We start from the raw sequence: 20,732 nt of genomic DNA, 5'->3' as shown, positions 1-20,732 counted from the left end.
AAGATGTAATATAAAATCCACGTTGTTTTCCATTTCATTTTATGCTAACATAGTATAGAATGGATGTCCTTTTGGGGAGGTAGGTCATTTTGCATACGTTTTTGATCGTTCTTTTAGTGATCGTTAGTCTCGGTTTAATTGCAGTTGTTTTGTTGCAATCGGGAAAAAGTGCAGGTTTATCCGGTGCCATTTCCGGTGGAGCAGAGCAATTGTTTGGTAAACAAAAAGCACGAGGACTCGATTTGATTTTACAACGTATCACGATCGTGTTATCCGTGTTATTTTTTGTTATAACCATCGCGATTGCCTATTTCGGAGTATAATGAAACTAATGATAAGGTCCTGGCCGAAAAAGGTCAGGATTTTTTGTTCGGTTTTCCATCGCTACACTTATATTCGAAACGGTTAGTATGGAATTTTTGCTAAAATCCGATAGAAAATCATTGGATTTTCAAAAAACTTGCTGAAAACCAATATATGTGCAAATGTCCTATGTTTTTGTTAGATTGGAAGGGTAATTCCTTCACCTATTCAACAAGGTTATACTTACGGTTGATCGATTAGAAAGGAAGAAGTCCTATGAAGATTGTTTCTCCTAAACCGTTTACCTTTCATGGAGGAAAACGGGCGGTTTTATTATTGCATGGTTTTTCAGGAGATAGTGCTGATGTGCGCATGCTCGGACGATTTTTGGAAAAGAACGGTTATACGAGTCATGCCCCTATTTATCGAGGCCATGGTGGACCGATGGAAAATTTGCTCAATTACACGCCAGAAGACTGGTGGGAAGATGTTATGGCTGCATATGAATATTTAAAATCATTGGGACATGAAGAAATTGCTGTAGTCGGTCTATCCCTCGGAGGCGTGTTTTCTTTGAAACTCGCTTATTCTTTACCGGTAAAAGGAATTGTTCCAATGTGTGCACCGATGTATTTGCAAAGTGAAGAAAGAATGTACAATGGCATTTTAGATAAAGCGGTCGCCTATAAACGAAAAGAAAAAAAGCCAGAAGAACAAATTCAAAAAGAGATGGAACGATTCGATCGAACGGGATTAAGGAATTTACTGAAAGAAAATGGACAATTTATTAACGATGTGAGAAAACATATCGATCTAATTTATGCACCGACATTCGTCGTCCAAGGTAGAAAGGATCAAGTGATCGCTTTGGAAAGTGCGGAAATTATTTATCAACAAGTGGAGTCACCAGATAAGTCTTTAAAATGGTACGAAAAATCCGGTCACGTCATTACGATCGATGTGGAAAAGGATCAATTGCATGAAGATATTTTACGCTTTTTAAACGGTCTGAATTGGGAAGAATAATATGTCAGCATTGTAAAAAAATAAGCGAAACGAAAAAAGTCAGATTGTTTCTGTATATTCCATTTTTCTTCGTTCAAAAATATTATTATTGGATGAACATAAAAAGAAAGGGGGTTTACAAATGGAGCAAGAGCAATTAATAAATCGACTTTTACATTATATGGAGGAAGCGACAAAACCACTTTCCGTACATGAATTGGAAGAAGCGATGGAAATTTCGGATGCGGCCGAATTTAAACAATTTGTGAAAACCCTCGTCCATATGGAAGAAAGGGGAATGGTCGTCCGCACCCGAAGCAATCGGTACGGATTGCCGGAAAAAATGAATCTCGTACGGGGAAAACTTTCAGGTCATGCGAAAGGATTTGCCTTTCTCATCCCCGACGAGCTGGGAATGGATGATATTTTCATTCCACCAGGAGAAATGAATAACGCTTTACACGGAGATACCGTTTTAGTACGCGTGCAAAAATTAAGCCATGGACAAAGACCGGAGGGAACGGTAATCCGGATTTTAGAACGGGGAACGACACATATCGTCGGAACGTATGTGGAAAGTGCGAATTTCGGTTTTGTCATTCCGGATGAGAAAAAGTTTAACGGTGATATTTTTATTCCGAAAAATGCCTCGAAGGGTGCGGTGGAAGGCCATAAAGTACTCGTAAAAATTACCGTTTATCCAGAAGGACGTGCCAGTGCCGAGGGGGAAGTTGTCGAAATCCTCGGTCATAAAAACGACCCCGGGGTGGACATCCTATCCATTATTTATAAACACGGATTGCCTTTGGAATTTCCTGAAGAAGTAATGGGACAAGCTCGACAAATTCCCGATCAAATTCGTGAAGATGAATTGACAAACCGGCGGGATTTACGCAATGAAATGATTGTAACCATCGACGGGGCGGATGCTAAGGATTTGGATGACGCGGTTACAGTTAAACGAATGGAAAACGGGAATTATTTACTCGGTGTTCACATTGCAGATGTTAGTTACTACGTTCGCGAAGGAAGTGCCATCGACCGGGAAGCCTATGAGCGGGGAACGAGCGTTTATTTAGTCGATCGAGTTATTCCGATGATTCCCCATCGGCTATCCAATGGTATTTGTTCATTGAATCCGAAAGTGGACCGTCTTACCTTATCTTGTGAAATGGAAATCACCGAGCAGGGGGAAGTGGTGAATCATAATATTTTCCAAAGTGTAGTTCGTACAACGGAGCGGATGACCTATTCGGATGTCAATAAAATATTAGTTGAGAAAGATGAACAACTTCGGGAAAAATATCGGGATTTAGTTCCGATGTTTGAAATGATGGAACAATTAGCTGCGATTCTTCGAAAAAAACGAATGGAACGCGGTGCGATTGATTTTGATTTTAAGGAAGCAAAAGTTCTAGTTGATGAGAATGGGAAGCCGACCGATGTCGTATTGAGGGAACGTTCTGTTGCAGAAAGATTAATTGAAGAATTTATGCTTGTGGCCAATGAAACGGTGGCACAACATTTCTACTGGCTCGATCTGCCTTTTATTTACCGTATCCATGAAAATCCAAAGGAAGAAAAGCTACAACGTTTTTTTGAATTTATTACAAACTTTGGATTGATTGTAAAAGGTAAGGCGAATGACGTTCATCCACGGGCATTGCAAGAAATCATCGAAACGGTACACGGAAAGCCGGAAGAAATGGTCATTTCCACGGTAATGTTGCGTTCGATGCAACAGGCAAAATACGATCCGGAATGTATCGGACACTTCGGTTTATCAACAAAGTTTTATACCCATTTCACATCACCGATCCGTCGCTATCCGGATTTGGTCGTTCATCGTCTAATTCGTACGTACCTGATTGAAGGAAAAATGGACAAAAAAACCCAGGAAAAGTGGGATGAAATACTTCCAACAATTGCAGAACATACTTCGAAAATGGAACGACGGGCAGTGGATGCGGAACGGGAAACAGATGATTTAAAGAAAGCGGAATATATGGAAGATAAGGTTGGCGAAGTGTTTGATGGAATCATTAGCTCGGTAACGAATTTCGGTATGTTTGTCGAACTGCCGAATACGATCGAGGGGCTCGTCCATGTAAGCTATATGACCGATGATTATTATCATTTCGATGAAAGACAATATGCGATGGTCGGAGAAAGGACGGGAAAAGTATTTAAAATTGGCGATGAAATTACCGTCCGCGTTATACAGGTGAATAAGGATGAGCGCTCAATTGATTTTGAAGTTGTCGGCATGAAAGGAAGGGCCAAACGGGAGCGGAAAATCGTACCTACGATCGTCAACGCCCGGTCGAAAAAAAGGGATGGAAATGGAAACAGGGTAAAAGGCGAAAAAAAAGGAAAAAAGAAAAAGTTTTATGAAAATGTACCGAAGAAAAAAAGAAGAAAGAAAAAACGATAATCCCCTTCATATTTCCCTCTATCAAAAAAAGATGACGGTGTTGATCGGTTAGTTTTCTTATTTTAACCGATGAAACACCGTCATCGATGGTACGGTTCTGCTTTGGATATATGTTTTTATCCCCTTTTGTGATGGATAGATGTCTAAACAATAGGGGATTCCACTTATACTAACGAAAATTCCCGTAATGATATAAGGATAAAAATATCATTTGTATAGACTACTAATCCAAAAAATGGATCACTAACACGTCATTCCTTTCACAGAAAAAATGGTGATTTGCTATCGTATTAAAATAGATGGAAAATATCATCCAAAACGAATCGATGAGCACTCTTGATAAAGCATAAATGGTTAAACTAATATATATACGCTTTTCCAAACTTCCATCACAATCTTGAGACGGTGGAGAGAAAAATAAAACTCGCAAGGACTAAATATTCCTTTAGCATCTTGGAAAGCCTTTTTTTATACATGTACATACCTACGATTGAAAAAATAGATGATTCCAAATAGTTCTACGGGGACTTTTTGTGCATTTAAATATCCCGGGAAATATACACTAATTTGTGGAATGAGATAATAAGCAATAAAAAGAAGGAAAAACATAAACTTATAATCATTAATAAAAAGCAAAATCCTTTTCACGTTTAACGCAACGGATGATGTGAATGGATAATCCAGATACGAATCAACGAATAGGTTGAGTTTATATGATTTTCATAACTTTCAGAAAAAATAATCAACAATAATGTACCCGTATGATTTGCGGAAAAATGTAGTATCTAGCGATTTTTTCAAGATGTGGAAACGTAGGATGAGACAATTCCGCAAATATATACCAATCTATGGGAGTAGTATATTTAATATGAATGGGTGCCGACACTTGCCACCATCGTTTAAAATATAGGTTGTCCCCTTACACTAGAAAAAAGACAAAATCGCAGTTGAAAAGGAAAATAGGCGTAAATATAGAAAAAAACTTGACACAGATGTTTTGGAAAGCGATATTGTTTTTCCGCTTACATTCTGCTAAAATTATTCATTACTGGGGGAATGAACGATGCCTAAAGGTATAGGAAAAATCGTCGCACAAAACAAAAAGGCGTATCATGATTTTTTTGTAGAAGATACGTATGAAGCGGGAATCGTACTGAAAGGAACGGAAATTAAATCCATTCGTGCTGGTCGGGTAAATTTAAAGGATGCCTTCGCGCGAATTGAAAAAGGGGAAGTATTTTTATACAACATGCACATTAGCCCGTACGAACAGGGCAACCGTTTCAACCATGATCCATTACGTACGAGAAAACTGTTGTTGAATAAACGGGAAATTGCTAAACTAATCGGTGAAACGAAGGAAGCAGGTTATTCGTTGATTCCGACGAAGTTATATTTAAAAAATGGATTTGCCAAATTGGAGCTTGCTTTAGCGAAGGGTAAGAAAAAATACGATAAACGGGAAGATTTAAAGAGAAAAGAAGCGAAGCGGGAGATCGAACGGGCATTTCGAGAAAAACAGAAGATGTAGAGACAGAAAGGAAAGAATTGACTTTGAAATTCCGTTTGTTTTTGGTATAATATAATTGTTGCAAAAGGGATTATGATACCAATTGAATAACAGTGGTTCTATTGATCTGCTTTAAATCATCTACGGGGACGTTTCGGATTCGACAGGGGCAGATCGAGCTTGGGCTGCGAGCCGAGTCGGCGAACTCGTCAAAACGCCACGCCTATAATAAATGGCAAAACTAACAATAACTTAGCTCTCGCTGCTTAATAACCAGTCGAGGCTGTTCCTCCTTCCATCTCCCACGTGGAGGGTCAGGGACTCATTGTAGTGGGATACGCCGGTTGCCCGCCGTCTGAGGGCGAAGGAAGAGATCAATCAGACTAGCATTACCGAAGCCCGTCGATAGGCCGACGTAATTGCGAAAATTGAATATATCGACTACGCTCGTAGACGTCTAAGTGGCGATGTCTCTGGACGTGGGTTCGACTCCCACCGTCTCCATAATTTAAAATCGACATAATTTTAACATTTGATATCATAGATGAAACGACTGCGTTTGCGGTCGTTTTTTTATTTTTTGAGAATCCGAAAGAATGCGGTTCTTTATCAAATCGGGTTGGTGAATAAATAAAAAATCCTTTAGTTCGATAATAAATGAAAGATTTTTGTTGACACGTGGAATTACCTGTGTTATTATTTTTTTATCAATTTAATAATTTATCATATTAGCAGACTAAAGTAACATACACATACTTCTTATCAATGTTTTGATAATCAATGAAGATCACTAAAGAAAGGTGGAGGAATGAATTGAAGGGGAAAGTAATTGCACTTTTATCATTTCTATTAATTGGACTTGTTATTGCTGGTTGTTCAAATTCTGAATCGTCCGAGAAGGATCAGGATAAAGATGTGTTAGTCATCGGAATCGATGATGCCTTTGCACCGATGGGTTTCCGGGATGAAAACAATGAAATCGTCGGCTTCGATATTGATATGGCAAGGGCAGCAGCGGAAATTATGGGCAAGGAAGTCAAATTTCAACCGATCGATTGGTCGACAAAGGAAAATGAATTAATGAGCGGACGAATTGATTTAATATGGAATGGGTATACGATTACGGAAGAGCGGAAAAAAAAGGTATTATTTACAAAACCATATTTGGAAAATGCCCAAGTCATTGTCACGTTAAAGGATTCTGATATTACAGAATTGGATGATTTGAAAGGGAAAACCGTCGGATTACAAGCCCAATCATCCGCTCTCGATGCATTAAATGCCAATCCGATTCGTGAGGAAGTGGGAGAAATCACCGAGTTTGCCAACAATGTACTTGCATTAAATGATTTAAAAACCGGCCGGATCGATGCGGTTGTAATCGATGAAGTCGTTATCGATTATTATATGACGAAGGAAGAGGATACGTATAAAGTGTTGGATGAAGCACTAGCTCCGGAACAATACGGTGTCGGAGTGAAAAAAGGAAATGAAAAACTACTTGAAGAATTACAAGCTGCCTTAGATCAAATGAATGAGGACGGAACAAGTGCAGAAATATCGATCAAATGGTTCGGTGTCGATAAAGTTTTGAAATAAAGTTTTGGATTTGATGGAAAAAATTTTTGTACAAATTTTCAAATGAAAAGGGAGGAACCTCGGTCCACTCAGTCCGAGGCAACCTCTTTTTTAGGGGGATAATCCATGTCGTTAGAATATATACTTAAAATTTCCGGTCCGATGTTGGAAGGGGCAAAGGTGACGCTCCTTACCTTTTTCATTGTTATCATAATCTCCATCCCTTTAGGTCTTTTTATAACGTTGGCTGGCCGTAGTCGTTTTCGACCGATTGTCTGGTTTATTAAAGGATACATCTATGTAATGCGGGGAACTCCCTTACTGTTACAACTCCTCGTCCTTTGTTTCGGACTTCCGATGATTCCTGTGATCGGACAATATTTAGTACTCGATCGGTTTCTTGCAGCAGTGATCGGATTTGTTTTAAATTATGCAGCATATTTTGCAGAAATTTTCCGAGGGGGGTTACTTGCGATCGATAAAGGTCAGTATGAAGCGGCACAGGTGCTCGGAATGAATCGGTGGCAGAGGATGACTCGAATTATTTTACCCCAAATGTTTCGAGTCACTTTACCATCTGTGACAAACGAAACGATTACCCTTGTCAAGGATACGGCCTTATTGTATGCCGTTGCGGTACCGGAACTTCTCCACTATGCTCAAACGGCCGTCAATCGAGATTTTACGATTGTTCCTTTTTTTATAGCTGGATTGATGTATTTGATGATTACGCTCGTTTTAACCTTTTTCTTAAAGCGAATTGAAATGAAAGTGAAATTTGAATAGGAAGGTGAACTCGGTGGAAATTTTACGGGTGACCAATGTGAAAAAATCCTTTGATGGAGAACCGATTATCAAAGGGATTCGTTTTGCCGTTCAAAAAAATGAAGTAGTGGCACTGATCGGACCATCTGGTTCTGGAAAAAGTACGATATTGCGCAGCCTCGTTCATTTGGAAACGATCGATGACGGAGAGATTTATATTGACGGGGAATATTTAGTAAAAAACGGAATATATAACAAACCTAAAGAAATTCGCCAAATACAGCGAAAATTAGGGATGGTATTCCAACATTTCAATTTGTTTCCCCATCTTACGGTGAAGGAAAATTTGGAGTTAGCTCCGAAATTGGCAAAATTGGATTCAGAGGAAGCCATATCAGAACGATGTGTACAGTTATTAGAAAAAGTCGGGCTTCAAAATCGATTGGATGCTTATCCATCAAAGCTTTCTGGTGGACAAAAACAACGGGTGGCGATCGCCCGGGCGTTAATGATGCAACCGAAACTCATGCTATTCGATGAACCGACTTCCGCTTTAGATCCTGAGTTAACCGGAGAAGTATTGACTGTAATGAAGGATTTAGCAAAGGAACAAATGACGATGCTTGTCGTGACCCATGAAATGGCTTTTGCAAAGGAAGTAGCGGACCGGGTCATTTTTATGGATCAGGGAGAAATTGTCGAAGAAGGGACGCCAGAAGAATTGTTCGAAAATCCGAAACATGAACGAACGAAGGCGTTTTTAAAACGATATTAAAATACCCTTGGCTAATTGGTTTTTGATTCGCCAAGGGATGAGTCTGCAATAAACCCGATATTTTATTGAAAAAAACTGTCGGTTATTCTTTTCAATCGCTCGGAAATTTGATATTAAGGGAGCGAATGCTCGAAATCGACAAAAAATGTATCCGGACCGGTTTGATGGGTACTTCCTCCCTTAGGTTCCACGCTTGCCTTAATAAGCTTGAATTTTTCCACGTCGATTCCTTGGAAAAAAATTCGAGAAGATCCGTTTTGTAAAATTAGTAACTCCCCTTCCACATCGTTATTGGAATAAATAATCCAAAGTTGATAGTCCCTGTTTCGATAGTGGGGAAGACCGTCCACTTCCAAAAACATTTCATTCGTATCGTCATTAATCCAAATATTCCCATTAATTTGTTGATGGTTCATAGTCGGTACAATATTCCACTGTTTCGTATTCGGCGTAGCATGGAAAGTTTCAAAGGGTATTTCATCATTTTTCACTACTTCATACGGTTTATCCATTTCTGGTCTGCCATTGAAGATGAGGAGAAATAAACTAATTGCAGCGGCAAAACTGAGTACCGTAGCAATTGGTTTGACATATCCCTTCCTTTTTTTCAACGGTTTACGATCGACCATTTTCCACATTTGTTCCTTCAATTCCGGTGACGGTTGGACGGGCTGTAAATGGGTATTTTTTAACAATTTTCCCCAACGAACCGCAATGTTCATACAATTTTCGCATTCGTGTAAATGGGATTGAATTTGTTCCGCTTCTTTTTCCGGTAATTCCCCAGAGAGAAAATCGATGATTTTTTGTTCAGATATATGTTTTGCCCGTTTCACTTTCCATCACCTCCGTTGGGCTCGGTCCAATGGACGATGCTCTTTTGTTTCCGCAAATTGTTTAATCCATAACGAATTAAAGACTTAATTGAACCGAGTGGTTTTTTCATCGCACCGGCAATTTCCCGGTGGGTTTCCCCATTAAAATAAGAACGAATAATCGCTTCCCTTTGCTCGGGGGGAAGATGGTTCAATGCATCGAGAATAATTCGCTTTTCAATTTGTTCAAGAAATTCTAAATCCGCCCCCTTTTCCTTTCCAAGGGCAATTTTTTCTAGTCGATTTACTAAAATCGGTTTCTTTTTTCGAAGACGGTCGAGACATCGGCTTTTTGTTTTTACTGCGAGCCAAGCCTTTATCGAACCCTTATTCGGATTGTACTGATCGATTTTTTGTAAAACTTCTAAAAATACGTCCTGACTCACATCTTCCGCTTCCGTATAATCACCTAAAATTTCATAAGCAATTTGAAATACGAAAGGGATAAAGGCTTCATAAAATTGATCAAAGGATTGTCGAGATCCAAGGTTCATTTGTTTAATTAGTTGAACGGTTTCTTTGTCCCCCAATGAATCATCCCTCCTTCACCTTTTTTCGTAGTTGAATGAAAAAGGTGATGTGCTACTCTAATTTTCGGAAGGGTTCCTTATGATTCCATAGTTGTAAAGATCGATACCACATACCATGATGAGGTATGTGGAAGAGATTTGGAAAGAGCTGTTTAATTTTCGTTTCTATATCGTAATTCTACAATTTTTTTTAAAAAAAACAAATCCAAATGGAGAGTTTTTCCGTACTAAGGATGAATAAAAAATAGGGGGATTTCAAGATGATGAAAAAAGTTTGGTCTATTCTTTTTGCATTCCTCTTACTTTTTACTTTTTCATTTCATCCTGGGCAAAAGGCTTATGCGGCTGGTAATTTAACTTTGTTTACGCCATATACAGGTCTTTCGGTTACACCTGGGGAAACCATCGATTATTCAGTTGATGTGGTAAACTCCGGCTCATCGATATTAAATTTAACTTTCCAATTTGAAAATTTGCCAAAAGGATGGGAACATTCGATCACAGCAGGAGGAAAGGATATTAGGCAATTATCTGTTCGAGGAAATAGTGAAGAAACAATAAATGTAGAAATTACCATTCCCCTCGATGCAGATAAAGCGGATTATCGATTTAACTTAGTAGCAAATGGTGAAGGAAATAATGATGCCCGGTTACCTTTTCTCGTAACGGTTACCGAACAAGGGTCTTTTAAAACAGAGCTTTCTTCTGAACAAACGAACTTGGAAGGACACGCCGATTCCTCCTTCTCATATACGGTTACATTAAAAAATCGGACGGCAAGTGATCAAAACTATGCTTTAAGTGCATCGACTGACGAAGGGTGGACGGTGAAGTTTAAATCTGGTAGCGATTCGATTACATCTGTTCTTTTAGAACCAAATGAATCGAAGGATATTACGGTCGATGTCACACCACCTGAAAATGTTGAAGCCGGGGAATATAAAATCCCTATTAAAGCGGCAACGAGTAATACGTCTGCCGATTTGACATTAGAGACGGTTATTACGGGGACTTACGATATCGAACTGACGACTCCGACTGGCAGGTTAAGTACGGATATTACTGCAGGTGGGAAAAAAGTTGTCGACCTTGTGGTGAAAAATACTGGAACAGCGCCGTTATTGGATGTGTCATTAAAATCGAGTACACCACCGAATTGGGAAACGGAATTTGACACGAGTACAATTGCTGAATTAAAACCTGGTGAAGAAAAAATTGTGAAGGCGACAATTCATGCCTCAGATGATGCGATTGCTGGGGATTACGTCGTAAGTTTCACAGCTTCAGCACCAGAAACTTCCAGCGATGCAACATTCCGAGTATCGGTTGAAACATCTACCCTTTGGGGGATTGTCGGTATTTTGATTATTATCGGAGTCATCGCCGCACTATACTATCTCGTGAAAAAATACGGGAGGAGATAACCGTGCCCCGTCCAATTATTGAACTAGATAAAGTGACGAAAAAATATGACGATCAATATGCGGTCGATCACTTAACCCTTTCCATAAAAAAAGGGGAAATTTTCGGTTTACTTGGTCCAAACGGTGCAGGAAAAACGACGACGATCCTGATGCTTTTAGGATTGAGTGAACCGACATCGGGAAGGGTTCGGGTCGATGGAATCGATTCCACGAGAAACCCGATTGAAGTAAAAAAGGAAGTCGGTTATCTCCCCGATGATTTAGGTTTTTATCAACATATGACCGGTTTTGAAAATTTGATGTATACTGCCGCCTTAAATGGAATTCCGGAAAGAATCGCAAAAGAACGAGCGAAAGATTTATTGGAAAAAGTAAATTTACTCGATGTTGCAGATAAAAAAACGGGAAAATATTCTCGGGGGATGAGGCAACGCTTAGGTCTCGCCGATGTTTTAATGAAAGATCCAAAGGTGATTATTTTAGACGAGCCGACTTTAGGGATCGACCCTGAAGGTGTTCGGGAATTTCTTCAATTAATTCGCCGATTAAATGTGGAGGAACACATTACCGTTTTGTTGTCCTCCCACCATTTGCATCAAGTACAGCAAATTTGTGATCGGGTCGGAATTTTTGTTAATGGGAAATTACTTGCCGAGGGAACGACCGAAAGTTTAAGTAAACAACTTTTTTTGCAAGACACGTACCATATCCATGTATCTGCATCGCCTTTATCTGAAGAGCTAGTTCAAAAATTAGAAGCTATTCCGAATGTAAATAAGGTTGAAATCGACCAACATTCGATGAATTTGTATTGTAAAGAGGACGTATCCGCAACCATTAGTAAAGTAATTGTAGAATCGGGAGCTTCCCTTTATGGAATCAGGAAGAAAAACTACGGGCTCGATGAAATCTATCATCGTTATTTTGAAGGGCGTGAAGCGGATGGAAATCAGTAAAATTTCCTCGTCTGTAAAAAGGTGGTTCCGGACGAAGGAAGAAAATGAAACAAATACGAGCAAGAAAAATGAATCGGTTGGAAATCGTGTGTTTTTTGCTATCGTCCGAAAAGAATTTGCCGATTACTTAACGAGTTGGCGAATCATTATTCTTTTGGCGATTATTTTGTTAACTTGTTTCGGATCTTTATATACGGCTGTTACGACGATCAAAGACGCTATTGAAGGATCAAATGATGCGGAGGAAATCGCTAAACAATCCTATTTATTTTTAAAACTATTTACTGTTTCAGATGGGACCCTTCCATCGTTCGTAACATTTGTCGGATTTTTAGGTCCGTTACTCGGCATTGCTCTCGGTTTTGATGCTATTAATTCGGAGAGAAATCGGGGGACTTTAAGCCGTTTATTATCTCAACCGATTCCTAGGGATTACGTGATTAATGGAAAATTTGTGGCTGCACTATTATTGAATTTGGTTTTGTTTTATGCCCTTGGCTTAATCTTTATGGCCCTCGGAATTCTTATTATCGGAATTCCACCGACCTTTGAAGAATTTTTCAGGATTCTATTCTTCCTTTTATTAATCATCGTGTATATCGCCTTTTGGCTCAATCTCGGTATTTTGTTTTCCGTTGTCTTTCGTCAGGCGGCAACTTCAGCTCTTTCAAGTATTGCAATTTGGTTGTTTTTTAGCGTTTTTTATTCCATGATTATCGAATTAATATCAAAACCCATTTTATCCAGTTCATCGATTACGTCGGTGGAACAATTGATTAACAGGCAAGAATTCGTTTTAAATTTAATGCGATTATCACCGAACTATTTATTCAGCGAATCGACGACGACCCTTTTATCGCCAACCGTTCGAAGTCTCGGCGTTTTAACCGTTGAACAAACGACGGGGGCGGTGGCCGGTCCACTTCCATTCGGTCAAAGTTTATTGTTAATATGGCCACAGATTACGGGATTAATTGCGGTGACGATGATTTGTTTTACCATTGCTTACATTTTGTTTATGCGTCAAGAAATTCGTGCCCATTGATTGGGAATCCTCACTATAAAATATTGTTTCGATATCGCAGTAAAAAGGACCATCCAGATCAAGATTGGATCCCTATGGGTGGTCCTTTTTTCATCAATCCGACTGAAACGATGGGTCGTACACTCTTTAGGATAAAATATAATATGCCTCATACGATCTTATACATAACAGTTTTCCTTTTTGACAAAGACATTCAATTTTAGTAAGATGGAATTAAGTAGGAGAAGGCTTTTTGAATGAATCTAAAGAATAATCAACGAGACCTTATCTGCAGAAGTTCGCAGGAACGGGTCATTTTTTTATACTTTGGGCATATATTTTATACGATAAGGTTGAATGGTTGTTTTCGGAAAATTTTGTTAGATATATTTGAAATATGAATTAAAGGATGATTATAATGGATAACTTTATGATGAACAGTTTTCCAGACAATATTAAAAAAGAGTTGGAAGCGATCCAAAAATTGATTATGCCAATTGCAAAAAAGACATCGAAATATATGATTTGGACTTTCCCCTTAATTGGAATTTCTATTTTCAATATCGTCTATTTGCTCTTTTTTACACCAAGGGATACGGGTATGTATATTTACCTTGCAATTTATGCGGTTGTGGGTGCCCTTGGATTTGCATTATTAAAGGAAACCCGATTGTATAAAAAGGAAATTGAACAAATTGGTGTTAAATATATTATTGAACGGATTAAAAAAAGTCGATTGGTATCAGAAGAACGAAAACATCAATATATCCAAATCGTGAGACAGCAACCGGTAAAGGCGATGGAGAATTTTGTTAAGTTCTTGCAAGAAGAAGACCGAATCGGTCGGAGATTTGGAAATAATGATGTGAAGAACGATTAGGAATATTTTCCTTTTGAATGGAAATAAAAAACACCCAATTCAGTTGAAGGGTGTTTTTTTGTTCAATTTGGCTGGTCAAGATAAGCGGACATTTTTTCCAATAATTCTTCCGGCGTATCAGCATCGATCAATTTTCGATTTTTGAGTACATACGGTTTTACGGCACATTCGTCACAATAGCTCAAACACTCCATTTCCTGTACATCGATGTTATGATGAACTGCGAAATCTTCCAACCGTTCCAATTGTTCATCAGAATAAAAGCGGTCGATATTATTTGTACAAACGGATATTTTCGCCTTTTTTCTTTTGGAAAATAGTTTCATCGCACACACCTCGTAACGAACTCCGCCATTTCTTCCCATTATAAATCAAAGGAAAAAGTGTGGACAGTTATCTGCTCATTTTATGAAGTGATGGGAGTGATTCCTTTGCAATTAGTGGAGAGAATAAATAACAAGGACTTTTCAATGGGAGAAAAATGATCGGCTTTTCATTCCTTTGGATGTCTCTGTTTTCGCCTTGATGGAAACGTGGGTAATCATATTCAAAAAAAACTTCCATCAACCTTAATGATGATGGAAGAAATATCAACATCCATTTGTATTCAACCATTGAATTTGGCTTATTCAATACGTTCTTCCAGTTGGTGTTTCCGATGTAATCGATACAGCCGTACGAGATTGATGACTAATGTTTTTGAAACAGCATAGACGGGAACTGCTAAAATCATTCCGAGAATCCCGGCCAAATTACCAGCAACGAGCAATAGTATAATAATCGTTGCCGGATGGGTGTCTAGCTGTTTTCCGATAATCAGTGGTGATAGCAAATTGCTATCAATCTGTTGGGCGATGACGACGACAACAACTGCCCACATGGCTAAGAGTGGAGAATCAAATAAGCCGATGATAACAGCCGGCGCTGCACCGAGAAAAGGGCCGAGATATGGAATGATGTTCGTCACAGCAACGATAATTCCTAAAACCAATGCATATGGTAAATCGATAATAAAATAACCGATCGTTGCCAACGTACCGACGGATAAAGATACGAGTAACTGCCCTTGAATATACGATGCTAATGTTTTATTCATATCTTTTAAAATAGTAAGTCCTTCGTTCCGATAGGATGTTGGTAAAAATCGAACGATAGCATTGGGCAATTTATGACCGTCTTTCAACATATAAAATAAGAGGAAGGGAACGGTGGCAATCACTAACGTAATATTAGTAACAACATTGAATACGCCGGATAGGCTACTTGTAAACGCCTTTGAAATACCAGAGACATAGTTCGTTACCGTTTCTTCAATTTTATCAATCGTTACATAATTTTGGGTTTGTACCCATTCAAAAAAGGGAGATCTCGATAGTTCGGTCACAAAGTCCTTCAATTGATTAAAATAATTAGGAATATTATTGATTAAATCTGAGATTTGCCTTGCCAAATAAGGACCGACTAAAGCGGATACGAGCGTAATAAGTCCGATAAAAAGAACATATAAAATTAAGATGCCGACTGTTCGTGGGACTTTATATTTGTTTGCAAAGGTAACAATCGGATTTAAAATAAAATATAGGAAGCCGGAAATCAAAATTGGGAAAAACAATGTTGACACAAAAACGAAAATCGGTTCAAAAAGGAAAGAGATTTTCGTACTTATGTAAATAATTCCGACGATCATTAAAATTTCTAGCGTCCAAAATTGAACCTTTGATTTTTGCATAGTCTCCCTCCTTTCTAAGACGAGATCCGTCAAATAGAGATTTTTTATTTATATGGATAATTGACATACGTATATTCGTTAAAAAAGTTCCATATATGGTAAAAAAATAAATCCCTTTGACATTGATGATTACTCAAACCCTGCTTTTATACAGTATATCACGATTGAATGTGGAAACAATACGAAATTTTCTATAATAAAGGAGGATGCATGAACCGTCTGATTGGGAATATTTCCGATAAAGACCATTTTGTTACGATTTTAAGCTGCAATTAGTCGTCGAAAACGGTCAGATGGTTTGTTGTAAAAAAGATGTTTTTTTATAGGAAATTCAATTTGTACAAAAAGAAGAGGACTTTCAGCTTGTAACGAAAAGTCCTCATTTCCTTTTTAAAAGGGAACCATATACTTATTAGCTTATTGTAATCACCCGGTTAAAAGGTCAAGCATAGCGGTGCCTTGATACCTTATACCCTTTAACTTATTGTGATTATCACTCTTTTCCTTAACGTTTATCATTGGTGATGAATGGTGATCTATCTAATCAATTGAACATGTGATTATTGAAGTGTTTGCTCATTACCATAAGGGAATTGATTTTCGTAATTTAAAAATTGTTGGTATTTTTGTTGGAGCGCTTGGTTTTGTTCAGCATCCATTTTATACCAACCCTTTTTAAACATAAGATTAAACAAATCCCGTTGACAATTTTGTGTTTCCGTAAATATGTTCAACAAGTCTTGATAATAGGCTTGATGGCTCGCCTCATTTAAAGCGGTGCTATAAGCATCCGTTAAATACTTTTCTGTGGCGAGCATATCGTTTATAAAATCCCGATCGTTCATTTCTGGACGATTTGGTACTTGGGTTTGTGGATTTTGAATCGGATGTTGTTTGTTCAATATCGCTACCTCCTTACAAACAGAAATTAATTTTGAGGATTTTGCTTATTTAAGTAAGTCAATATTTTTTTATAATGCTTTTGGTGCATCTGTCCTACTTTATGAATTGCGTTTTGGATTTCCGGGTCTTGACAATGGTTTGCAAAGAAATGGGCTTTTTTCGCTGCTAATAAATTCCAGGACAACATATCGGTTACATACAATGCATCTTTTACTGTAACGATGCTTGGGGGTTGGGGCATGGTAGATTGTTGTTCATTGTACGGTTGATTTTGCCTTTGCATTTCATAACCTCCTTCTTTTTTAAAACATATATGTATTTTTCCTCGAAGGGTCGAATTGTATGTATGAAATTTCATTTTTAAAGAATTGTCATTATTGGTTAACATTTATTTTTACGATACGAAAAAACCGTGCTAAAATAGGATTGGAATAGAAAGGGTTTTCATAATGATACAGAGATTACGAAACAGTGGGGGAAGAGAATATGGAGAAGGTATTACGTAGCTTTTTTTTGTTTTTATCGAAAAGTAAATTTTTAACGAAAATGGCGAAAAAGTACGGTCTTCGTTTCGGAGCGTCCCGATTTGTTGCAGGGGAGACGATCGAGGAGGCTGTTCAAAAAATAAAGGAATTAAACGACAAGGGATTAGCAGTCACTGTTGATTATTTGGGGGAATTTGTGGATACGGAGGAAGAGGCAAACAATCATACGAATCATTGTTTGGAAACGATTGAAGCAATCGGTCGGGAAAAATTAGATGCCCAATTATCGTTGAAATTAACTTCTCTAGGTTTGGATATTTCCGAGGAAACTGTGATGAACAATATGGAGCGGATTATGGCGAAGGCAAAGGAAAATGACGTATTTATTACGATCGATATGGAAGACCATACCCGTTGCGAAAAAACCCTTGACATTTTTAAACGGTTAAAACAGAAATACGGAAATATTGGAACGGTTTTACAAGCGTATTTATATCGAACGGAAAAGGATTTGAACGATTTAAACGAATATGCACCGAATCTTCGCCTTGTCAAAGGTGCCTATAAAGAACCTGCGGAAGTGGCCTTTCCAGACAAAAAAGATGTGGACGAAAATTATAAAAAAATCATTGCTACACATTTGGAAAATGGTCATTATACAGCCGTGGCTACCCACGATGACCAAATTATTGATTTTACGAAAAAGTTCGTTCAAGAAAAGGGGATTAAAAGGGATCAATTTGAGTTTCAAATGTTGTATGGAATCCGTCCTGAAAAGCAATTGGAGTTAGTGAAGGAAGGATACAAAATGCGGGTGTATGTTCCATTTGGTACGGATTGGTACGGATATTTTATGCGTAGACTTGCTGAACGACCCGCTAACGTCGCTTTCGTTTTCAAAGGTATTTTTAGAAAATAAAAGATTTCTAATCTACAAGTTACAGAAGATACAACGGGCCCAGCAATATCGGGCCCTATTAACAAATACGAACCTGAAAAAATAATTTTCCGTTTTTTCAGTCTTATATATTGCGAAGTTTATAAAATTTATATATATTAAAAATAAGCAAAATGAGGAAGTTTATTTTTTTGACAGAAAAATGAATGAGTATTCATTCAAAATATGTCAAAGGGGGAAGAATTCATTGGTCAAACAAATCAATAAAGTTGCTGTAATCGGTTCTGGCGTCATGGGTTCAGGGATTGCCGCCCATTTGGCAAATGTAGGTATTCCGACGTTACTGTTGGATATCGTTCCAAAGGAATTGACAGAGGAAGAAAAGAACAAGGGGTTAACATTGGATGATCGGGTGGTAAGAAATCGAATTGTCGAAACGAATCGACAAAAATTATTAAAACAAAAACCAGCACCCCTAATGGCAAAAGAAAATATCGAGTTGATCGAAGTCGGAAATTTGGAAGATGATTTAGACCGTTTGAAAGAAGTAGATTGGATCATTGAAGTTGTTGTGGAAAATTTGCAGGTGAAAAAATCCGTCTTTGAAAAAGTTGATCAATATCGAAAAAAGGGTACTATCGTCAGCTCCAATACATCGGGGATTTCTATCCATGGGATGGCGGAAGGAAGATCCGAAGATTTCAAAAAACATTTCCTCGGAACACATTTTTTTAATCCACCGAGATATTTAAAATTGTTAGAAATCATTCCGACGAAGGATACATCTGAAGAAGTTATTCAATATATGAAAACATTTTGTGAAGATGTTTTAGGAAAAGGGGTCGTTATCGCAAAGGATACGCCAAACTTCATCGCCAATCGAATTGGAACGTACGGATTGTTAGTTACTCTTGAGGAAATGAAAAAAGGCGGGTATTCCGTAGGAGAGGTTGATTCCGTAACGGGACCAATTATCGGACGCCCGAAAAGCGCTACTTTCCGTACGTTAGATGTGGTAGGAATCGATACGTTTGTTCATGTAGCGAATAACGTGTATGAACATGTGGATGGAGAGGAAAAGGAGATTTTTGCCACGCCAAAACTATTGAAAGATATGGTTGATCGAGGATGGCTCGGTGCGAAAAGCGGTCAAGGGTTTTACTTGAAAAAAGGGAAGGATATTTTGGAATTAAATCCGGAGACGATGAAGTATGAATCGAGGAAAAAATTGAAGACTCCATCGATGGAAATGGCGAAGCAACAAAAGGGAACGAAGGGAAAATTGAAAGCGCTCATCTATGCGGATGATCGAGCAGGGAAGTTATTATGGAATATATTTGCCCCGACCCTCCTATATACCGGTCGATTAGTGTATGAAATTGCCGACGACATACCTTCTGTCGACGATGCGATGAAATGGGGATTCGGTTGGGAGTTAGGTCCATTTGAAACATGGGATGCCATCGGTTTAGAACAATCGGTGCAAAAAATGGTTGAACAAGGATTGGAAGTACCGAAGTGGATTCAAGAAATGATTGAAAAGGGTTACACTTCTTTCTATAAAGAAGAAAATGGAAAACGGTATTTTTATCATCAAGGAGAATATTTGCCGATTCAACAAAACGAAAAGGAAATTCATTTGCGCCTGTTAAAAAAGGAAAAGGGAGTTATCCAAAAGAATAACGGTGCAAGTTTAATCGATCTTGGCGATGGAGTAGCCCTTCTTGAGTTCCATTCGAAAAACAATGCGATTGGACTCGATATTCTTCAAATGATCAATAAATCGATCGAAGAAGTGGAGAAAAATTATAAAGGTTTGGTCATTGCCAACGAAGGGAAAAACTTCTGTGTTGGTGCAAATATCGCCCTTATGTTAATGGAAGCTCAAGATGGAAATTTCTTCGAATTGGATCTTGTCATCCGTCAATTCCAACAAGCAATGTTGAATATTAAATACAGTTCGAAACCTGTTGTTGTAGCACCTCATCAAATGACCCTCGGTGGCGGTGCAGAGGTCAGTTTACCAGCAGCAAGACTTCAGGCGTCACCAGAAACGTACATGGGTCTTGTGGAAGTCGGGGTCGGACTGATACCTGGTGGTGGAGGAACGAAAGAGCTATATAGCAAATTGTTAAACCGGATGCCCAAGGGGGTTAAATTCGATTTACAGCAAGTTGCCAATCGGGTATTTGAAACGATCGCCATGGCGAAGGTTTCTACTTCTGCTAAAGAAGCCCGAGAAAACGGCTTTTTGAATGAATTGGATCAAATTAGTAGGAATCCAGATCATCGAATTTATGATGCGAAACAACTCGTATTACATCTCTATGAAAAAGGTTATACACCCCCTATGAAAAAGAAAATCCCTGTCGTCGGGGAAACGGGTTATGCGACGTTAATAATGGGTGCACAAAGCATGCATTTATCCGGCTATATTTCCGATTATGATCTCCATATCGCTAAAAAATTAGCTTATGTAATCGCCGGAGGGAAGGTGCCATTCGGAACGGAAGTGGATGAACAATATTTATTAGATTTAGAACGGGAAGCCTTCTTGAGCCTGATCGGCGAACAGAAAACGCAAATGCGAATGCAACATATGCTTTTAAAAGGAAAACCGTTGCGTAACTAACAACGATTGATATTGACACAATTAAA

General features: G+C 38.4%; 19 protein-coding genes and 1 other RNA gene. 14 read left to right on the top strand and 6 right to left on the bottom strand.

From position 1 onward, the window contains the following. Positions 1 to 89: 89 nt before the first annotated feature. The 8 genes from secG to OE105_RS10090 all read left to right on the top strand — a co-directional run bounded on the left by secG (position 90) and on the right by OE105_RS10090 (position 8,370). The gene (gene secG, locus OE105_RS10125; RefSeq protein ID WP_275420060.1) at positions 90 to 323 is read left to right on the top strand and encodes a preprotein translocase subunit SecG; all 234 of its coding nucleotides are present in this window, start codon (positions 90 to 92) and stop codon (positions 321 to 323) included. A gap of 256 nt (positions 324 to 579) precedes the next feature. Further along, complete coding sequence (locus tag OE105_RS10120; RefSeq protein WP_275420059.1) at positions 580 to 1,329, top strand: alpha/beta hydrolase; 750 nt, start codon at positions 580 to 582, stop codon at positions 1,327 to 1,329. A gap of 121 nt (positions 1,330 to 1,450) precedes the next feature. Then, positions 1,451 to 3,742 (top strand): ribonuclease R, encoded by a 2,292-nt coding sequence (rnr, locus tag OE105_RS10115; protein WP_275420058.1) that lies wholly within the window; start codon positions 1,451 to 1,453, stop codon positions 3,740 to 3,742. A gap of 1,063 nt (positions 3,743 to 4,805) precedes the next feature. Next, the gene (gene smpB, locus OE105_RS10110) at positions 4,806 to 5,273 is read left to right on the top strand and encodes an SsrA-binding protein SmpB (RefSeq protein WP_275420057.1); all 468 of its coding nucleotides are present in this window, start codon (positions 4,806 to 4,808) and stop codon (positions 5,271 to 5,273) included. A gap of 124 nt (positions 5,274 to 5,397) precedes the next feature. Then, positions 5,398 to 5,759: a transfer-messenger RNA gene (ssrA, locus tag OE105_RS10105) on the top strand. 306 nt (positions 5,760 to 6,065) lie between these two features. Beyond that, a complete protein-coding gene (locus OE105_RS10100) occupies positions 6,066 to 6,851 on the top strand; it encodes an amino acid ABC transporter substrate-binding protein (protein ID WP_275420056.1) in 786 nt (261 codons plus the stop codon). Positions 6,852 to 6,956: 105 nt separating this feature from the next. Then, entirely contained in the window at positions 6,957 to 7,616 is a 660-nt protein-coding gene (locus tag OE105_RS10095; RefSeq protein WP_275420055.1) for an amino acid ABC transporter permease, read from the top strand. A gap of 13 nt (positions 7,617 to 7,629) precedes the next feature. Further along, the gene (locus tag OE105_RS10090) at positions 7,630 to 8,370 is read left to right on the top strand and encodes an amino acid ABC transporter ATP-binding protein (RefSeq protein WP_275420054.1); all 741 of its coding nucleotides are present in this window, start codon (positions 7,630 to 7,632) and stop codon (positions 8,368 to 8,370) included. A 113-nt stretch (positions 8,371 to 8,483) separates the two neighbouring features. On the opposite strand, the gene OE105_RS10085 is transcribed toward OE105_RS10090, so the two are convergent. Together OE105_RS10085 and OE105_RS10080 are read right to left on the bottom strand one after the other, a co-directional pair. After that, complete coding sequence (locus OE105_RS10085; RefSeq protein ID WP_275420053.1) at positions 8,484 to 9,206, bottom strand: anti-sigma factor; 723 nt, start codon at positions 9,204 to 9,206, stop codon at positions 8,484 to 8,486. Next, the gene (locus OE105_RS10080; RefSeq protein ID WP_420842603.1) at positions 9,203 to 9,739 is read right to left on the bottom strand and encodes an RNA polymerase sigma factor; all 537 of its coding nucleotides are present in this window, start codon (positions 9,737 to 9,739) and stop codon (positions 9,203 to 9,205) included. The genes OE105_RS10085 and OE105_RS10080 overlap by 4 nt, the downstream gene beginning before the upstream one ends. A 296-nt stretch (positions 9,740 to 10,035) precedes the next feature. Between OE105_RS10080 and OE105_RS10075 the strand changes: the two genes are divergently transcribed. From OE105_RS10075 to OE105_RS10060, 4 genes are all read left to right on the top strand, one after another. After that, the gene (locus tag OE105_RS10075; RefSeq protein WP_420842522.1) at positions 10,036 to 11,199 is read left to right on the top strand and encodes a COG1470 family protein; all 1,164 of its coding nucleotides are present in this window, start codon (positions 10,036 to 10,038) and stop codon (positions 11,197 to 11,199) included. Between the two features lie 2 nt (positions 11,200 to 11,201). Next, positions 11,202 to 12,155, top strand: coding sequence for an ABC transporter ATP-binding protein (locus OE105_RS10070; protein ID WP_275420051.1), 954 nt, complete (start codon positions 11,202 to 11,204; stop codon positions 12,153 to 12,155). Continuing rightward, a complete protein-coding gene (locus OE105_RS10065) occupies positions 12,142 to 13,200 on the top strand; it encodes an ABC transporter permease (protein ID WP_275420050.1) in 1,059 nt (352 codons plus the stop codon). Before OE105_RS10070 ends, OE105_RS10065 begins: the two co-directional genes overlap by 14 nt. 397 nt (positions 13,201 to 13,597) lie before the next feature. After that, a complete protein-coding gene (locus OE105_RS10060; protein WP_275420049.1) occupies positions 13,598 to 14,059 on the top strand; it encodes a YwnF family protein in 462 nt (153 codons plus the stop codon). A gap of 62 nt (positions 14,060 to 14,121) precedes the next feature. Here the strand turns inward: OE105_RS10060 and OE105_RS10055 are convergent, their stop codons facing one another. The 4 genes from OE105_RS10055 to OE105_RS10040 form a co-directional block, all read right to left on the bottom strand. Then, entirely contained in the window at positions 14,122 to 14,385 is a 264-nt protein-coding gene (locus OE105_RS10055) for a DUF1450 domain-containing protein (protein ID WP_275420048.1), read from the bottom strand. A gap of 299 nt (positions 14,386 to 14,684) precedes the next feature. Then, a complete protein-coding gene (locus OE105_RS10050) occupies positions 14,685 to 15,788 on the bottom strand; it encodes an AI-2E family transporter (RefSeq protein WP_275420047.1) in 1,104 nt (367 codons plus the stop codon). Positions 15,789 to 16,348: 560 nt separating this feature from the next. Then, positions 16,349 to 16,633, bottom strand: a complete 285-nt coding sequence (locus OE105_RS10045; protein WP_275422160.1) for a spore coat protein — start codon at positions 16,631 to 16,633, stop codon at positions 16,349 to 16,351. An 83-nt stretch (positions 16,634 to 16,716) separates the two neighbouring features. Then, complete coding sequence (locus OE105_RS10040; protein WP_275420046.1) at positions 16,717 to 16,974, bottom strand: hypothetical protein; 258 nt, start codon at positions 16,972 to 16,974, stop codon at positions 16,717 to 16,719. Positions 16,975 to 17,177: 203 nt separating this feature from the next. On the opposite strand from OE105_RS10040, the gene OE105_RS10035 reads away from it, so the two are divergent. Together OE105_RS10035 and OE105_RS10030 are read left to right on the top strand one after the other, a co-directional pair. Continuing rightward, positions 17,178 to 18,095, top strand: coding sequence for a proline dehydrogenase (locus OE105_RS10035; protein ID WP_275420045.1), 918 nt, complete (start codon positions 17,178 to 17,180; stop codon positions 18,093 to 18,095). A gap of 271 nt (positions 18,096 to 18,366) precedes the next feature. Next, on the top strand, positions 18,367 to 20,706 hold the full coding sequence (locus OE105_RS10030; RefSeq protein ID WP_420842602.1) for a 3-hydroxyacyl-CoA dehydrogenase/enoyl-CoA hydratase family protein: 2,340 nt from the start codon (positions 18,367 to 18,369) through the stop codon (positions 20,704 to 20,706). Positions 20,707 to 20,732: the final 26 nt, after the last annotated feature.

This window comes from Fervidibacillus halotolerans (assembly GCF_026547205.1).
Classification (GTDB): domain Bacteria; phylum Bacillota; class Bacilli; order Bacillales; family Caldibacillaceae; genus Fervidibacillus; species Fervidibacillus halotolerans.
This window is presented reverse-complemented; position numbering and strand designations above follow the sequence as displayed.

Excerpts from the sequence above, each read along its gene's own strand:
- OE105_RS10120 (WP_275420059.1), top strand. The coding sequence starts at position 580 with ATGAAGATTGTTTCTCCTAAACCGTTTACCTTTCATGGAGGAAAACGG.
- rnr (WP_275420058.1), top strand. The coding sequence starts at position 1,451 with ATGGAGCAAGAGCAATTAATAAATCGACTTTTACATTATATGGAGGAA.
- smpB (WP_275420057.1), top strand. The coding sequence starts at position 4,806 with ATGCCTAAAGGTATAGGAAAAATCGTCGCACAAAACAAAAAGGCGTAT.
- OE105_RS10095 (WP_275420055.1), top strand. The coding sequence starts at position 6,957 with ATGTCGTTAGAATATATACTTAAAATTTCCGGTCCGATGTTGGAAGGG.
- OE105_RS10080 (WP_420842603.1), bottom strand. The coding sequence starts at position 9,739 with ATGAACCTTGGATCTCGACAATCCTTTGATCAATTTTATGAAGCCTTT.
- OE105_RS10075 (WP_420842522.1), top strand. The coding sequence starts at position 10,036 with ATGATGAAAAAAGTTTGGTCTATTCTTTTTGCATTCCTCTTACTTTTT.
- OE105_RS10065 (WP_275420050.1), top strand. The coding sequence starts at position 12,142 with ATGGAAATCAGTAAAATTTCCTCGTCTGTAAAAAGGTGGTTCCGGACG.
- OE105_RS10060 (WP_275420049.1), top strand. The coding sequence starts at position 13,598 with ATGGATAACTTTATGATGAACAGTTTTCCAGACAATATTAAAAAAGAG.
- OE105_RS10055 (WP_275420048.1), bottom strand. The coding sequence starts at position 14,385 with ATGAAACTATTTTCCAAAAGAAAAAAGGCGAAAATATCCGTTTGTACA.
- OE105_RS10050 (WP_275420047.1), bottom strand. The coding sequence starts at position 15,788 with ATGCAAAAATCAAAGGTTCAATTTTGGACGCTAGAAATTTTAATGATC.
- OE105_RS10045 (WP_275422160.1), bottom strand. The coding sequence starts at position 16,633 with ATGAACGATCGGGATTTTATAAACGATATGCTCGCCACAGAAAAGTAT.
- OE105_RS10040 (WP_275420046.1), bottom strand. The coding sequence starts at position 16,974 with ATGCAAAGGCAAAATCAACCGTACAATGAACAACAATCTACCATGCCC.
- OE105_RS10035 (WP_275420045.1), top strand. The coding sequence starts at position 17,178 with ATGGAGAAGGTATTACGTAGCTTTTTTTTGTTTTTATCGAAAAGTAAA.
- OE105_RS10030 (WP_420842602.1), top strand. The coding sequence starts at position 18,367 with ATGGGTTCAGGGATTGCCGCCCATTTGGCAAATGTAGGTATTCCGACG.